Source organism: Aquiflexum sp. (genome assembly GCF_041751335.1).
Lineage (GTDB): Bacteria > Bacteroidota > Bacteroidia > Cytophagales > Cyclobacteriaceae > Aquiflexum.
Genome location: NZ_JBGSXS010000427.1, coordinates 1 through 15,510, shown reverse-complemented (window position 1 = coordinate 15,510; position 15,510 = coordinate 1). Strand labels below are relative to the sequence as shown.

Below are 15,510 nucleotides of genomic sequence, written 5' to 3'. Positions count from 1 at the left end.
AACCTTGGTACTTTTTTGATTTCATTCCTGCTTTTGAAGGGTCCATTTTCATTTCGGTAGCTAACAATATTCTGTGCCAATACAGGTCCTAATCCCGATACATAAGTCAAAAGTTGTTTGGAAGCGGTATTCACTTCAACCCCTACTCCATTGACACAACTCATGACGGTATCATCAAGGGAATTTTTCAAAGCTCCCTGATCCACATCATGTTGGTATTGACCAACGCCTATTGACTTGGGGTCAATCTTAACCAGTTCGGCCAAAGGGTCCATCAATCTCCTTCCAATTGAGACAGCTCCCCTGACAGTCAGGTCATAATCGGGGAATTCCTCCCTTGCCACATCCGATGCCGAATAAATGGAGGCGCCGCTTTCATTAACCATGGTCACGATCACATTTTTGGGCAATCCAAGGGATTTTACAAATGATTCTGTTTCCCGACTTGCTGTTCCGTTTCCTATGGCGATGGCTTCCACATTGTGTTTTTCTACTAAATTCCTGATAGTAGCCGCAGCAACAGCAACCTGTTTTTGTGGTTCATTGGGATAGATGGCATCATAACTTAATAATTGCCCCTGTTGACCAAGACAGACAGTCTTACAGCCGGTCCTGAAACCCGGGTCAATGGCCAACACTGCCTTTTCACCCAATGGAGCTGCCAACAATAACTGCCTAAGGTTATCAGCAAATACCTTTATAGCTTCTTCATCTGCTTTCTTTTTGGTAAAGAGTCGGACTTCGGTTTCCATAGATGGTTTCAATAACCTTTTGTAACAATCTTTGATGGCCAAGCGAACTTGTTGTATCGATGCATTGGCAGCATTTTCCAATATCGTCTTCTCCATCAATCCAATGGCTGAAATTTCATCCGGACTGGTATCCAACATCAAAAACAGTTCTTTCTCCCCTCTTCTCATGGCCAATACCCTATGGGAAGGCGCGGACTTTACAGGTTCTGTCCAATCAAAATAATCTTTGTATTTGATGGCTTCTGCTTCCTTACCCGGTAAGACTTTGGAAACAAATTGGCCTTCCTGGATAAAAAGCTCACGCATCTTTTTCCTCAACTCCACATTTTCATTTACCCATTCAGCAATGATATCTCTTGCACCTTGCAGGGCCTCTTCCACAGAATTGACTTCTTTTTCAGTATCAATATATTGGGCCGCCTCCAATTCAAGATCAAAAGACACTTGTCCAAAAATCTTTGTCGCCAAAGGTTCAAGGCCCTTTTCTCTTGCAACAGTTGCTTTGGTCCTTCTTTTAGGTTTGTATGGCAGATACAAATCCTCCAAAAGGGACATGGTCTCAGCAGCATTGATTTCATCTTTCAATTCTGGTGTTAACTTCCCTTGTTCTTCAATTGATTTTAGGATGGCTTCCTTCCTCTTTTCCAGATCTCTCAACTGCTGGGTTCTGTCCCGGATGGCGGCTACCTGCACTTCATCCAAACTTCCGGTTACCTCTTTTCTATATCTTGAAATAAAGGGAACGGTAGCCCCTCCATCCAATAATTCAACAGTATCGGTCACCTGCTTTACTTTGATGCCAAGTTCCCCGGCTATTTTGACAAAATAATTGATATCCATTTGATGCTAATTTGAGGGCGCAAAGTAGCAAGCTTTTAAAACCCTTCCCAAGTTTGGCTGATTTATCTAAACCAATTTGATATAAAAATCTGATACTCTTCATGAAAAAAATCAAAAAAAAGCCTGCAAATTATCTTCGCAGGCCCTATTCTTAATTAATTTTTGATCACGTAATTATCTTGGCAATCTGATAACAATTGCGCCAGTAAAGCCAATCTGGCCCTTCCACCAGCAATAGGAAAGCCCTGGTCAAAAGTATATCCTGAAAATGGCGTAATTTTAATTGTCTGTGCATTGACTTCAAAAAAGGATATTAAAATCAGAACTGGAATCAAGAGTATTTTTTTCATTTTGAAAGAATTTAATAAGAGAAAAATATCAGTAAATATTGTAAGAGTTGGTCAATAATCTATTAATTCAATAAAAATTAAATAAAATTATTTATTATAATTTTACTCAATTTATTGTCTTTAAAATTAATGGATTTTTTATAAATTATCAAGTAAAGATAAAATTCTGTGTGGTATTTGTTACAATGGTAAATCCCATAGATTTCGTAATTTTGGAATGAATATGAAGTTTTGAAAGCAAAACCCTTTATCAAATACATAAGCAAAAATCAAATGATCAATAAAAAAACCTTAATTTTTGGATTTGCTATCCTTGGAATTCTTGCCATTGTAATATACACAAGCAATTTTGGAAAAAAACTCAGGATAAAAACCAAGATGGAATTATTGGGGACAGGTTTGATCAAACCCAAAATTGATGCAAATACGCTATCCTCAGAAATTGTCAGCTTTAATTATGAAGGTTCGCTCTTGAACCTTGAAGGTATCCCGGTTAACCTTGCAGATTATAGTGGAAAGACCTTGTTTATCAATATTTGGGCATCTTGGTGCGGGCCATGTAGGGCAGAAATGCCGTATATTAATAGTCTTTATGAAAAATTGAAAGACAATCCGGATGTGAAGTTTTTAATGATTGCCATAGATGAGGATTTTGAGAAAAGTAAAAATTATGTTTCGGATAAGAATTTCACCTTTCCCATCTATCATGCTTACGAAGGATTGAACAGTTCCCTTCATACCAAGGTAATTCCAATGACTGTTGTCGTCGGTCCACGGGGAAATATCGTTTTTCACGATAAAGGCATGAACAATTTTGATACGGAAGAATTCAGAAATTTTCTTTTGACTCAATAAAAAGGAATTGATAAGGATTCACCTTAAAATTCGATAACTAATCCCCCATTCAAACCCTACTAAATAATAGGCGACTTACTGAAATTTGTTTCGGTCTCCGAATTCCACTGAAGATTACAACCGAAATTGGTACTAAAGATCACAAAGCCCACACTATTATAAAGGTAACTTTGCAATATTAGTTGCACTTAGTGAAATTGAAAAAATGATTAATTGGAAGAAAGAATTCAAAAGCTGGGGCATCATGCTTGCAGTATTTGCCTTTTTATATTTTACCGGGTTGATTACCCCAATCATGGGCGGTGTACAATCCCTGCTTTTGGCCACCGGTCTCAAAAAACCAAAAATCACTTTGATTGACAAAGAGCATCAGGTATTTGACTACAATGGAGGATTTGTGGACATGCAGGGAAATATGGTAGACTTGAAAGACTTTAAGGGAAAGACGGTTTTTATCAACCTTTGGGCCACTTGGTGTCCTCCTTGTCGTGCCGAAATGCCACATATTTCCGAAATGTACAAAAAAGTAAAAGACACTGAAGACTTAGAATTTTTGATGATTGCTTTGGATAAAGATTTTGAAAAGAGTAAAAAATACATCGATGGCAAAGGCTTTACTTTTCCTGTGGTCCATGCATCCTATGGGCTAAACAATTCTCTACAAAGTCAATCTATCCCCACAACAATGGTCGTCAGTCCCAATGGGAAAATCATCTTTTATCAGGAGGGCATGAGTAATTTTGATACAGAAGATTTCAGAAAGTTTCTTACCAGTCAAAATTAAAACTATTGAATATTAATGATTTAGAAAATAAACTAATTAACCTTTAACTGATTTTTTTCTTTTTCCGTAATGGATTTTAACATTCACCTTAAATCAAACAAAATGAAAATTGGCTTTTTGATTACATTACTGTTAACTGGAATTCACTTCGGTACATTCGCTCAAGAGACATCGGAAGATAAGATCTTTGATTATTCGGAAACCAAGCATGAATTCTCTCTAAATATTGCACCAATTATCCAAGGGAATTACCCCTCTAGCCTACTCTATCGCCAACATTATATAAGCATAAATGGAAAGAATGTCGCTCTTAGGCTTGGAGCTCAATTAGGTGCAAATGTGTCTTCTACTGAAACTCAAAATAATTCGCAAGGTTCTCAGGTAGTAGGGATAAATCACCAAAGTCTATATGTCTTTGTTGGTAAAGAGTGGCAGAAACAATTCCACCCGCGTATTATTGGGTATTATGGTGCAGACCTGAACTTTGGGCTTAGCCGTAGTCTATCCAAAATAAATGCATCTCCATCAAATCCATCCGAAATCATAAATAGGAGCCATTCATTTAGTATAGGCACTATCGGATTCTTAGGTATGAAATATCATTTCTCGAAGCATTTTTCTGTCTCTGCTGAAACAGGAGCAAGTTTAAGTTTCAATTCTTGGAAGTCCGATGCAAGCTCCAACAACAATGTAGCCGTGAATCAATCCAATAATTTAAGTTTAGGAATGATACCACTCCGGGCCATTCGTTTTGCTTTCCATTTTTAAAATTAAACAACACATTCCTACTTAAAGGCAAAGACTTCTTGCACATTCGGTTTTTATTGGGGATTTTCAACCCAAAATCAAATATCAAGAGGTCTTTGCTTTGTCCTCGAATTGGGAAAAGGAAAAAAGTTTGAACTGGAGTTATAAATGCTGGATGTCGTCATCATAGGAGCCGGGTTTTCGGGAATTGCAGCTGCAAGGAGGTTGCATCAGGCCAATAAATCTTTCCTTGTATTGGAAGCAAGAGACAGAATCGGTGGAAGGGTTTACACTAAACATCTTTCTGATGACTTATATGTAGACTTGGGCGGACAATGGATTGGGCCAAGTCAGACACGTATGTATGAACTCTGCGAAGAATATGGGGTGGAATACTTTGAGACTTATGATCAGGGCTACAATATCATCGACCTCAATGAAAAGATAAAAACCTACAAGGGAATCATTCCGAAAATGGATATTCTTTCCCTAATCAATCTTGATTGGGTATTGAGGAAATTGGATAGAATGGCTAAGTCAATTCCACTTCAGACCCCTTGGACCCACTCCAAATCTTCCATTTATGATATGACTTCAATGGAGGAGTTTCTTGTCAGAAATTGCCGTACCCAAGCCTGTCTTTCAATCATGCGGATTGCTGCGCAAACAATTTTTGCAGCAAAGCTTGAAAGCCTATCCCTCCTTCATGCCCTCTTTTATATCAAATCAGGAAAAAACCTCAACACCCTGATCAATCTCAAAAACGGTGCACAGCAACATCGTTTGGCAGGAGGAATGCAAACCTTATTGGAAAAAATGGCAAAACCATTTTATGACCAAGTTCTTTTGGAACATGCTGTTACCGAAATCAACCAAACCAAGGGTGGTGTATCTGTAATCGGAAAGGGTTTTAATTTTTCCGCAAAAAAAGCAATTATTGCCATACCGCCACCTTTGGTTTCAGAAATCCAATTTCAACCACCGCTTTCTCCTGAAAAAACGATAGCAACTAACCAAATCAAGATGGGTAAGGTCGGTAAATGCTATGCCATTTATGAAAAACCCTTTTGGAGAAATGATGGTTTCAGTGGTCAGACTTTGGCTGATTCAAATTCTCCTTTTCAGGCCATGTATGATTGCTCACCAAAAAGTGGGGAATATGGGATCATCATGGCATTCACAATTGCCGCACGGGCTGATGAATTCTTCAACAGGGAACTGTCCCAAAGACAAGATATCATGACGGGTTTTTTGGTCAGATATTTCGGGGAAAAAGCCTCCAATCCAATGCAATATCTGGACCATACCATGACAGATGAAGCTTGGAGTGATGGCTGCTATGCCGGGATTTATCCTTTGGGAGCTTGGACAAATTTTCAAAATGCCTATTCCAAACCTGAGGTCAATATCATTTGGGCAGGCACTGAGAGTTCAGATGTTTGGTTTGGTTATATTGAAGGCGCGGTAAGGGCGGGGGAAAGAGCTGCGGGGGAGTTGGGGAGTAATGATTTTAGATTGTAGATTTTAGATTTTAGATTTTAGACCGATAGCTAACAGGAAGATTTTAAGTCTGCCTGTATACTAAGGTTTGAGATTTGGTATTTAAGACTTTACATATTGAAAATTGAGATATGAAAACTTTAAAAGTTCGGAAACAATAATTATGAAGAAAATCGGTTTTGGATTTCTGGTAGTTATTTTGATTTGGGTGATTTGGGCTAATTGGAGTTTCAGGTCTGAATTACCACCTGTAATCTCAGAGATTTCTACTGTTTCTCAAATTATCTGTGATACCTGTGAAAATGGGGATTCTATGTCTCTGAACAGAAATATTGTTGGGATTCAGCCTTATATGTTGGAAACCGATTACCTGAGTGAATCCCAATTCCTGGCCAAATTGGATACCTATTTTAAAGTAGCCCAAGAAAATGGTTTTTTCCGGGAAAAGACGATGGTCCTGCTTCCTGAGTATCTTGGCACTTGGTTGGTCATCGCAGATGAAAAGAAATCGGTAGCCAATGCAGGAAACCTCACATGGGCAATGGCGCAATTGGTTTTGAACCATCCGTTTCGGCTTTCAACCTATTATGGTAAATCTGAAAAAGAATCGGACCGTATAGCGGCTACCTTATTTAGAATGAAGGCTGAAAAAATGGCCAATATTTACAAACAGGTTTTCAAACAACTATCCAAAGAATATCAGGTCTATATAGCCGCAGGATCCATTCTATTACCTGGCCCCGAAGTAAAGAATGGGATGTTGGAAGTTGATATTGAAGCCCCTATTTACAATACTTCATTTGTATTTGCTCCCAATGGAGACCTGATTCCCCAATCTATCAGAAAAGCATTTCCTATAGATTCAGAACACCCATTTGTAACCGCCTCCCCTACTACCGACATTCCAACTTTTGATCTGCCTTTTGGAAAGATTGGTGTATTGGTTTGCGCTGATTCCTGGTATCCTGAATCCTATCAGGCCATTCAGGGAGTCGAAGTGGTATTGGTCAATTCCTATTGTGCCATTGATGGTGCTATGGATAATCCATGGGGAGGATATAAAGGTGCACCTCCCCCTATCGATGTTGATCTCAATGATATCGGAATCCTCAATGAAAGGCAAGCTTGGGAAAAATATGCGCTACCGGGAAGAATCGGGATTTCGGGAGCAAAAATAGGGGCCAATGTTTTTCTCCGAGGCAAACTTTGGAACTTGGGAACTGATGGGCAACCTTTTTTTATCAGAGAAGGGAAATTACTTGAAATTGAAGAGGCAGAAAAAGGAGGGATTTGGAGTATGGAATATTGAGATTTGAGATGTTAGTTGTACATAAAGTACAAGCTAGTATATAGTTGAAAATGAGAAATAAAAAAAACATAAATTCACACCACTATGACTATAAAAAGTAAAACAATCACAAAAGGATTTATTATTGCAGGATTATTGAATATGACAGTATTAGTTTTTTCAAGATTCTTTACAAATTCTGTTATTCCCGAATCTGATCCAGATGTGATGTCAAATTTTGGATTATTAATGATTGTTATTTGGGGCCTAGCCTATATATCAATTGCAAAAAATTATCATAATGTAAAATGGCTTGTAGGAGTGTTTGCTGTTGAAAAATTCATTTATGGTTTAATTTGGATAAAATGGATCCTAAATAATAATGTTTTGGATGTTTTTGCAAAAGATAAAATGGCAGGTATGTTTTACGCTATTTATGGCGTAAATGATTGGATATTCTTCATCTTCTTTATACTAGTATTCTTCCGCCTGAGTAATACTGGAAATAAGGAATAAACACCTTGCACAACAGATATGAGGAACAGCCTCTCTACAGCGCAAGGCCACAGCATATTGACACGATAAGCTGCAATCAGGGAATTGAGGTATTCTTAACTCAATTTTACAATTTTACAATCTTAAACTTAAACCACTCAAACCCTTCCAAATTCCTATGTGCAACACGCTGGTAGCCCTTCCTGAATCTACAAAAAGCGGAAACCTGATTTTTGCCAAAAATTCGGATAGGGAACCTGATGAGGCGCAAGGCATTATCCTTTTACCAAAGTTGGAGAATACTCATGCCATGACTCCGAGTCATGGCATGAGTGACAACAATACCCTCCAATGCACCTATATCAGCATTCCCCAAGTTGAGGTAACTTTTGAAGTTATGCTTTCCAAACCTTTCCAAATGTGGGACGCTGAGATGGGTATCAATGGATTTGTAAGGATTATCAAAAAAGGAAGACGGAATTTTGGCCTATGGTCAAGCAATTGCAAAGTGAGTTTTTGAGCGAGGAAGCAAGATTGAAAGCTGAAAATATGGATAAGCAGATTTTAGGGAAGTTCAGTATGGAATGTCTTCGAAAGGTCGAAAAGCTTTATAGTGAGTTTATTGTCAGTTATTTGAAAGAATGATTAAATTCAAACATGGAAACTCCTAATGAAAAACCCTTAGTCAAAGCACCCGACATTTCCCATGATCGACACACCTATGCTGATTACCTAACTTGGGAAATGGAAGAGATGGTGGAACTGATAAAGGGGAAGGTTTTTCCAAGAGGAATAGCAGCGCCTAAGAGAATCCATCAACAAGCGAGGGGCTTATTGGGAGTTGAATTATACAATTTTTTAAAAGGTAAAAAAGATGAGGTGTATTTTGTACCCATAGATGTCAGATTGCCCGAAGACTCCAAAAGTGATGACAAAATTTTCACGGTTGTCCAACCGGACATTTGTGTTATTTGCGATCCTGAAAAATTGGATGACTTAGGATGCGTCGGGGCACCTGACCTGGTCGTGGAAGTTCTTTCACCCGGCAATAAGCAACTTGAATTGCAGCATAAATATGAAGTCTATGAAGAGTCCGGCGTCAAGGAATATTGGCTATTGGATCCTGAGGGACAGACATTTTTGATTTACACTTTGAAAGATGGTAAATACGAGGCATCTCGTTTGATGACTTCGGGAGATATAGCCAAATCATCTGTCATTCATGGTTTTGAATTGGATTTGGAGGAATTTTTTGGGGAAATCAAGTGATTTTGATCCCGCAAAGACAGTAAAAGCGCAAAGAAATGTTAATTAAAGGGTTTTGATCAATTATAAATACATAATAAATCAGACCATCATCTCAACGCCTTCGACATCATTTGCGTCCTATCAATAATGAGAAACTTTCTTATATTAATTACCTGCCTATTTACGGTCGCCTGTGACCTTGCCAACAATAGCCAACCCATTACAGCTATTGAATCACAAATCATTATTAACCCCGTGGAAGTACTTGGAGAAAGTTTAAGGTCATTGAGCTTAGTATGTAAAACTGAAAAGATATACCCCTGTATTAATTATCCACTTTTGACAGATAAGATTATAAAGGAAAATGGGATTTTCATCACGTTTAAGAGTGTAGAAGAAACAACATTTTGCCTGACTGCATTAGGGCCTGCAACAGCGATTTTGGATTTGGGAAATGTTAGGACCGGGCAAAATAATATGGAGTTGAATACCACGTCCCATCGAAATGCTGGAAATTTAACTATTACCGATTCTGAAATCATCGTTGATTTTCCACAACAAAATGGGATTGAAATTTCAAGAAAAGTGACCAAAAGAGTTCCTGAGTTTACCTATTGGGGAACTATAGGGTATCACACCGAATCATCTATTGATCAAATAGAGGAGTTTTTACAAAAATTAGGAATTGAAGGCGCTCTTTTTGAAAAGCAGGTTGCAGGGGATTACCACTATTATCAGATTGACGATGATGGGGAGATTGTGGTAGACAGGGAAAATTCGGGTTATTGGTTTGCACAAGGTTTTATCTTCAGGTTTGTGGGAAACGAGGAAGAGTTTAAAAAAAATGTCCTTTCAATATCAAAGGGATATTTTCCAGATTTATATATCAATATAGAAACTTTCAGAGGGGGGAGAATTTTCAATTGGGGCAATTGACAAGGATAATACCGCAGGCATAGTAGGCAAAGTCCACATGATTGCTTAAAGAATTTTTTCACAATTCTATTGTGCAATGTAGTCCGTTCCTACGGAACTTACCCTTATCTCAATTCGACCTGACTACGGGTTGAAACCCGTAGCTAATACATCGGTTGCTCCTACGGAGCTTATAATGGAAACCTTGAAAGCGGAAATTGGGAATGGATAAATGCCGTAGGATTTCCTGCCGTTGGCACGGCATGAACGATATAATATCCCCTGTTGAAACAGGGGGGGACTATGAATTGAAATCGGAAAAGAAAAATGCCATAGGCATGACCGATATTTAAAACATAAAAGTCAGGGCAATAAATATGACAACTCATTACCCCCTTCGAAATCCAAAATCACATTGCCTGTCTTTTGACCTGAGGCTACATAGCGGTATGCTTCAGCAGCTTTTTCCATGGGATAACTCCGGTCGAGAACAGGCCTGAATTGACCTTTTTCCATCAATTCATGTATGGTTTCCATACTACCTTTTATATCAGTGGGCAAAGGGAATATCACCTTTTTCCCCCCTTTAATTTTGGTCGTCAATGGTAGATAAAGATTTTCACCACCGGGTCCCAATTCGGAAGAAAGGTATTTACCACCCTTCTTCAATATTCCTTTACATTTCCCAAATGAACTCTTACCTACCGAATCAAAAACAACATCGAATTCTTCATTTAGCTTCGTAAAATCCTCTTTCTCGTAATTGACCACCCTACTTACTCCCAAGCCCTTTACTAAATCCATATTTTTGGTATTGGCTGTGACCACTAATTCAAATCCTTTGGATAATAGAATTTGTACAAGCGCTGAACCAATTCCTCCTGTGGCACCGTTGATCAAGATTTTGGCATCACTATGCAATTTCAGAGGTTTTAGAAAATTAATGGCATAATGGGCAGCTTCTGCCGACGCTGCAGCCTCGGCAAAACTGAAACCATCAGGGATTTTCAGGATGTTCTTGTCCTCCCGAATAACCATATATTCCGCTTGGGATGGGATACCTCCATCAAAGAATCCCCATACTTTATCTCCGACATTGAATCTGCTTGTCTGACTTCCCACTTCTTCAACTATCCCCGCAAAATCTGTCCCCAAGATAGGAGTCCGAGGTTTTGGCCAACCAACAAAAAATCGGAAAATATATGGTTCACCTGAAAGCACACCACAATCGGTACGGTTGACTGTGGTTGCCATGACTTTGACCAATACCTGATTGGATTTGGGTTTCGGATTAGGCATTTCTTCGATTAGGATGCTATCCGTATTTCCATATTGGTACCTGACAACTGCTTTCATAGATTGGTCTTGGCTGATTTTTGATTTTAGATTATAGATTCTAGATTTTAGATTTTTTATAATGCAAAAGGAAAAAATTCGATTAATCTGTCTTTTGAAACATTAATGCTGTGTATGGATTGTCTGTGATAAAACTAAAAGGTCCAGCACCAACTATTTTGGATTCAACCGTTTTCATATTCCAGGTATCCAACACGTCCATAGTAAATTCTCCTTCACCTTCTAAAGTAAGGTTGATTTCCATTCCAGGATCTGCGACATATGCCAGATATACCTCTCCGGGTTTGGCAAGAATATGAACATTGGTTTCAAGATTTTCAGGTTTACCGAGTGAATTAATTGTCGGATGCATCTCATGTATAGGCAGATTTACCATTACATCTTTAAAAAAACTGATCCTATCAGAACTTTGTCCTGCTAAAGTCCCACCTTTTGCCCACCACCTCACTTCGGTTTCTGAATCTGAATCATTTTGAAAAGTATCCCCATGGGTTCCATAAACCCCGCTTAACCCAGCCATCCAAAAATAGCTGGACATCTGTTCCGCTGTCAGATTACCCCAACCACTTGCAACACCTCCCTCGTAGCGCATCTCGTCAAACATTACAGGCTTCTTATATTTCTCCCGCCATTCAATAGCCTGAAAAAACCTGGCAGATTGGATACTCGCATGGGTAATCCAAGACTGGGTATGTTCATAAAAATGATCCTCGGTATCATACCAATTATGGATACCCCGCAGTCTTTGATGTGGATCCTCATTTTGCAGCATCGTTCCTATCCCCTCCCAATCTATTGCCTCCTTGAATTCCGGAATGTCCCATTCATTGGCCAATGACCACCAAACATTTCGATAGGCAGATAGTCTGGCCATCAAATATCGTACATACTTTTCGTTCCATTCTTTCCCCATCTTATCATACCCCCATTGATCATAAGGATGAAACAGTATCACATCGGCTTGAATTCCCATTTCTAAAAGCTGGGCAACCCTCCGATCAAAGTTTTGGAAAAATTCAAAATTGGGCTCACTGAATTCATTATCTTCACCTACTCTTTTATAGGGATAAGCCCATGGTTCGGTTTCATTTCCATAGATATAACTTTTTGGAAAAAAGCACATCCTGATTTTATTGAAGGGGGATGAAGCTAAGGTTTCAAGTGTTTTCTCCTGAATGCTTTGTTTGACACTGGTCCATTGATAGGCGGTAGTACCGACTCCGTAATAGGGTGAACCATCGGCATATTCAAGATAAAAAGTATTGATAACCTGTAAAGGTCCATGGTTACCTGAGGTTGGGGCTACACATTCAAAATTTCCTACAGTATTCAATTGTGAATTAGAACCAGATGTCATGTAATCCCAGACACCCTGGGTCGGTGGAGAAAATCTGATCCGGAAAATTCCATTCCCATCATAAAATCCGGGAACCTTAATTGTTTCATCCCCATTGGTGAATACTGCTTCCAGATTAACCTCCAAATAAGGATTCCCTGTTTCAGTTCCTTTCAATTCGATTTCGAATACGCCCCATTGCTCGGTTTTTTTTAATTCGGGATTGGTATTGCAGGATAAAAAAATCACGATGAGAATGGGCAATAAAAACAGTATTTTCATAGTTTTTAATTTTTTATCTTCCTTTTGGAATTAACTGGCTAGAATATATACTATTTTTATAGAACTATATTTATTCCCCTTCCACCATATTTTTTATATAACCATATTTATCAAAATTGATCAATTGGTTTATATCAGTGCTATCATTAGGATATTCATTTTTCAGATTTAGTAATTCTTCCTTTGCAATATCCTCTTTACCAAGAAGCATGTATAAGAATGCACTGTTTTTTCTCTGTACATCCATACCTTCATCCGAATTTTCTTTCTGTTCTTCGTAAAAATCAAGGCTTTCACGGTAATATCTGAATGCACTTATTGTATCCCCATGCCATTCATGCAACACTCCGGTGAAAATCCATTCAAATACTGAAACTGAATTGAGATCACTTTTAGCAATTATTGACTCACTTTCTTTCAAAGCATTTTCATATTCCTTCCGTCTTAAGTAAATACTTCTTTTACCTGAATGAGGATCATAAAATGATTGGTCCAACTCAATCGCTTTATCAAAATAGATCATTGCACTGTCATTTTTACCAAACTGTGCAGAAAGACGACCTTTATTATAAAATTCAATCGCTTTTTGAACATTATCTTCTTTATTGGTTGTATCAGGTGTACAGGAACCAAATAATAACAACATGAATGATGCAATGATTGAATTTTTCATAGCTGATTATTTTTCTTTAGAATTTGAAATTGCCAATATTCCAAATGGAATTCAAAATTTAGTATTTTCTTTTTTCTGAATCATAACCCCAAAAACCGCTTTCTTACCTTAGCTAAAGACAAAACCTTCAATTCAAAATCTGTATTATCCAATTCTTTAGGACGATGTCTAAGTTTACACCTTAAATCGGTCATCGGTCATCCAACATCTAGAATTACTTCCAACTCAGCCCTATTTCCTTAAAAAATCTCTCAGCACATAATGCAAGATTCCTCCATTTTTATAATACTCGATCTCAATTGCTGAATCCAATCGACAAATCACTTCAAATTCCTTGATCGTCCCATCCTCTTTTTCAGCTTTTACCTGAAGTGATTTAAGAGGAGATAATCCGTTTGAAACACCCTTGATGCTGAATTTTTCTTTCCCACTTAATCCCAGGTATTCCGCAGACTCACCTTGCTGATACTGCAAAGGAAGCACTCCCATTCCAACCAAGTTGCTTCTATGGATTCTTTCATAACTTTCTGCTAGAACAGCTTTAATACCTAATAGATTTGTGCCCTTCGCTGCCCAATCCCTTGAAGAACCACTTCCGTATTCTTTGCCTGCCAAAACAATCAAAGGTGTATTTTCTGACCGGTACTTATGAGAGGCATCAAATACGGTCATTTCTTCGCCTGAAGGAATATGCTTGGTAAATCCACCTTCTTTTTCTGACAATTGATTTTTGATCCTGACATTTGCAAATGTTCCCCGTACCATGACCTCATCATTCCCTCTTCTTGATCCATAAGAATTGAAATCCTTCTTTTCAACACCTCTTGCTATTAAATATTGGCCAGCTGGAGAAGATTCGGAAAAAGATCCTGCTGGAGAAATATGGTCAGTCGTAATGGAATCTCCCAATTTCAAAAGAACTCTTGCTCCGTTGATATCCTTGGGTTCTTCACTGTTTTCTGATATTCCATTAAAAAATGGCGCTTCTTTGATGTAAGTACTATCATCAGACCATTGATAAACTTTATCTTTGGGAACCTCTAATTGTTTCCATATATCATTTCCTTCAAAAATCTCCCCATAACTTTTTTCAAAATCAGAAGGGGAAAGTACCCTACTCATTACCTCAAATATTTCATCATTGCTCGGCCATACATCCTTAAGATAAACTGGTTCCAAATTTGGGTCATATCCCAAAGGTTCATTGATCAGATCTACATCAACCCTACCAGCAAGGGCATAAGCTACCACCAACATCGGGGACATCAGGTAATTCATTTTTACCTGAGGATGTACCCTTGCTTCAAAGTTCCTATTTCCTGAAAGTACAGAACTTACAACAAGGTCATTTTCTTCCACTGCTTTGGCTATATGTCGCGGAAGTGGTCCTGAATTACCGATGCAGGAAGTACAGCCATAACCTACTACATGGAATTTAAGACCTTCCAAGTCATCCAATAGTCCAGATTTCTCCAGATAATCTGTCACTACCTTAGAACCCGGGGCCAAAGATGTCTTTACCCAAGATTTAGTATCCAAGCCCCTTTCCCTTGCCTTTCGGGCAACCAATCCGGCACCTATCATCACTGATGGGTTGGAGGTATTGGTACATGAAGTGATAGCAGCGATCACAATAGAACCGTCATGAAGTGCGAATTTTTCATTGTGCATCTTGACGACTACAGTTTTGAGACCATTCCTCACTTTGGTTTCATATTCCACTTCAGGAGATGAATCACCTTTTGGTTCCGATGGCTGACTTCCTCCTTCTCCATACCAACGTCCCACTTCTCTTTTATCAATTGGTATATATTCTCTTCCGTGGACTTTTTCCAATAATTCACCGAATTTGGCTTTAAACTCCCTTACCAAAATTTTATCCTGCGGTCTTTTCGGCCCAGAAACAGTAGGCTCGACAGTAGAAAGATCCAATTCCACAATAGAACTGTATTTGATTTTATCTTCATCCTGCCTCCACAGCATATTTGCTTTGCAATAGTCCTCAACCAATTGAATCTGATCCTCAGATCTATTGGTCTTTTTCATGTAGTCCAAAGTCCTGTTATCAATGGGGAAATAAGTGACAGTA

General features: G+C 38.5%; 15 protein-coding genes. 9 read left to right on the top strand and 6 right to left on the bottom strand.

Annotated elements, in window-relative coordinates; translation table 11 throughout:
• A partial coding sequence (locus ACEW8U_RS22665; RefSeq protein ID WP_373524337.1) for a Tex-like N-terminal domain-containing protein occupies window positions 1-1,592 on the bottom strand: 1,592 nt, incomplete at its 3' end.
• 155 nt (window positions 1,593-1,747) lie between these two features.
• A complete protein-coding gene (locus tag ACEW8U_RS22660) occupies window positions 1,748-1,942 on the bottom strand; it encodes a hypothetical protein (protein WP_373524336.1) in 195 nt (64 codons plus the stop codon).
• A 273-nt stretch (window positions 1,943-2,215) separates the two neighbouring features.
• Here ACEW8U_RS22660 and ACEW8U_RS22655 point away from each other — a divergent pair, with 273 nt between their 5' ends.
• The 9 genes from ACEW8U_RS22655 to ACEW8U_RS22615 all read left to right on the top strand — a co-directional run bounded on the left by ACEW8U_RS22655 (window position 2,216) and on the right by ACEW8U_RS22615 (window position 9,795).
• Window positions 2,216-2,797, top strand: a complete 582-nt coding sequence (locus tag ACEW8U_RS22655) for a TlpA family protein disulfide reductase (protein WP_373524335.1) — start codon at window positions 2,216-2,218, stop codon at window positions 2,795-2,797.
• Window positions 2,798-3,002: 205 nt separating this feature from the next.
• Complete coding sequence (locus tag ACEW8U_RS22650; protein ID WP_373524334.1) at window positions 3,003-3,581, top strand: TlpA family protein disulfide reductase; 579 nt, start codon at window positions 3,003-3,005, stop codon at window positions 3,579-3,581.
• 102 nt (window positions 3,582-3,683) lie between these two features.
• The gene (locus ACEW8U_RS22645) at window positions 3,684-4,349 is read left to right on the top strand and encodes a hypothetical protein (protein WP_373524333.1); all 666 of its coding nucleotides are present in this window, start codon (window positions 3,684-3,686) and stop codon (window positions 4,347-4,349) included.
• Window positions 4,350-4,496: 147 nt separating this feature from the next.
• The gene (locus ACEW8U_RS22640; protein ID WP_373524332.1) at window positions 4,497-5,849 is read left to right on the top strand and encodes a flavin monoamine oxidase family protein; all 1,353 of its coding nucleotides are present in this window, start codon (window positions 4,497-4,499) and stop codon (window positions 5,847-5,849) included.
• Window positions 5,850-5,991: 142 nt separating this feature from the next.
• Window positions 5,992-7,137 (top strand): carbon-nitrogen hydrolase family protein, encoded by a 1,146-nt coding sequence (locus ACEW8U_RS22635; RefSeq protein ID WP_373524331.1) that lies wholly within the window; start codon window positions 5,992-5,994, stop codon window positions 7,135-7,137.
• Window positions 7,138-7,221: 84 nt separating this feature from the next.
• Window positions 7,222-7,632 (top strand): hypothetical protein, encoded by a 411-nt coding sequence (locus ACEW8U_RS22630; RefSeq protein WP_373524330.1) that lies wholly within the window; start codon window positions 7,222-7,224, stop codon window positions 7,630-7,632.
• Window positions 7,633-7,789: 157 nt separating this feature from the next.
• Window positions 7,790-8,131 carry a hypothetical protein gene (locus ACEW8U_RS22625; protein WP_373524329.1) on the top strand — a complete coding sequence of 114 codons (342 nt, stop codon included), beginning with the start codon at window positions 7,790-7,792 and terminating at the stop codon, window positions 8,129-8,131.
• Between the two features lie 137 nt (window positions 8,132-8,268).
• A complete protein-coding gene (locus tag ACEW8U_RS22620) occupies window positions 8,269-8,880 on the top strand; it encodes a Uma2 family endonuclease (RefSeq protein WP_373524328.1) in 612 nt (203 codons plus the stop codon).
• Window positions 8,881-9,006: 126 nt separating this feature from the next.
• Complete coding sequence (locus ACEW8U_RS22615; protein ID WP_373524327.1) at window positions 9,007-9,795, top strand: hypothetical protein; 789 nt, start codon at window positions 9,007-9,009, stop codon at window positions 9,793-9,795.
• A gap of 342 nt (window positions 9,796-10,137) precedes the next feature.
• Here ACEW8U_RS22615 and ACEW8U_RS22610 read toward each other — a convergent pair whose 3' ends face one another.
• The 4 genes from ACEW8U_RS22610 to ACEW8U_RS22595 form a co-directional block, all read right to left on the bottom strand.
• Window positions 10,138-11,130 carry an NAD(P)-dependent alcohol dehydrogenase gene (locus tag ACEW8U_RS22610; RefSeq protein WP_373524326.1) on the bottom strand — a complete coding sequence of 331 codons (993 nt, stop codon included), beginning with the start codon at window positions 11,128-11,130 and terminating at the stop codon, window positions 10,138-10,140.
• Between the two features lie 82 nt (window positions 11,131-11,212).
• A complete protein-coding gene (locus tag ACEW8U_RS22605; protein WP_373524325.1) occupies window positions 11,213-12,748 on the bottom strand; it encodes a DUF5060 domain-containing protein in 1,536 nt (511 codons plus the stop codon).
• 70 nt (window positions 12,749-12,818) lie between these two features.
• The gene (locus ACEW8U_RS22600; protein ID WP_373524324.1) at window positions 12,819-13,421 is read right to left on the bottom strand and encodes a tetratricopeptide repeat protein; all 603 of its coding nucleotides are present in this window, start codon (window positions 13,419-13,421) and stop codon (window positions 12,819-12,821) included.
• Window positions 13,422-13,652: 231 nt separating this feature from the next.
• Window positions 13,653-15,510: aconitate hydratase (locus ACEW8U_RS22595; protein WP_373524323.1), on the bottom strand; the 1,858-nt coding region annotated here is incomplete at its 5' end.

Excerpts from the sequence above, each read along its gene's own strand:
- ACEW8U_RS22660 (WP_373524336.1), bottom strand. The coding sequence starts at position 1,942 with ATGAAAAAAATACTCTTGATTCCAGTTCTGATTTTAATATCCTTTTTT.
- ACEW8U_RS22655 (WP_373524335.1), top strand. The coding sequence starts at position 2,216 with ATGATCAATAAAAAAACCTTAATTTTTGGATTTGCTATCCTTGGAATT.
- ACEW8U_RS22650 (WP_373524334.1), top strand. The coding sequence starts at position 3,003 with ATGATTAATTGGAAGAAAGAATTCAAAAGCTGGGGCATCATGCTTGCA.
- ACEW8U_RS22645 (WP_373524333.1), top strand. The coding sequence starts at position 3,684 with ATGAAAATTGGCTTTTTGATTACATTACTGTTAACTGGAATTCACTTC.
- ACEW8U_RS22640 (WP_373524332.1), top strand. The coding sequence starts at position 4,497 with ATGCTGGATGTCGTCATCATAGGAGCCGGGTTTTCGGGAATTGCAGCT.
- ACEW8U_RS22635 (WP_373524331.1), top strand. The coding sequence starts at position 5,992 with ATGAAGAAAATCGGTTTTGGATTTCTGGTAGTTATTTTGATTTGGGTG.
- ACEW8U_RS22630 (WP_373524330.1), top strand. The coding sequence starts at position 7,222 with ATGACTATAAAAAGTAAAACAATCACAAAAGGATTTATTATTGCAGGA.
- ACEW8U_RS22625 (WP_373524329.1), top strand. The coding sequence starts at position 7,790 with ATGTGCAACACGCTGGTAGCCCTTCCTGAATCTACAAAAAGCGGAAAC.
- ACEW8U_RS22620 (WP_373524328.1), top strand. The coding sequence starts at position 8,269 with ATGGAAACTCCTAATGAAAAACCCTTAGTCAAAGCACCCGACATTTCC.
- ACEW8U_RS22615 (WP_373524327.1), top strand. The coding sequence starts at position 9,007 with ATGAGAAACTTTCTTATATTAATTACCTGCCTATTTACGGTCGCCTGT.
- ACEW8U_RS22610 (WP_373524326.1), bottom strand. The coding sequence starts at position 11,130 with ATGAAAGCAGTTGTCAGGTACCAATATGGAAATACGGATAGCATCCTA.
- ACEW8U_RS22605 (WP_373524325.1), bottom strand. The coding sequence starts at position 12,748 with ATGAAAATACTGTTTTTATTGCCCATTCTCATCGTGATTTTTTTATCC.
- ACEW8U_RS22600 (WP_373524324.1), bottom strand. The coding sequence starts at position 13,421 with ATGAAAAATTCAATCATTGCATCATTCATGTTGTTATTATTTGGTTCC.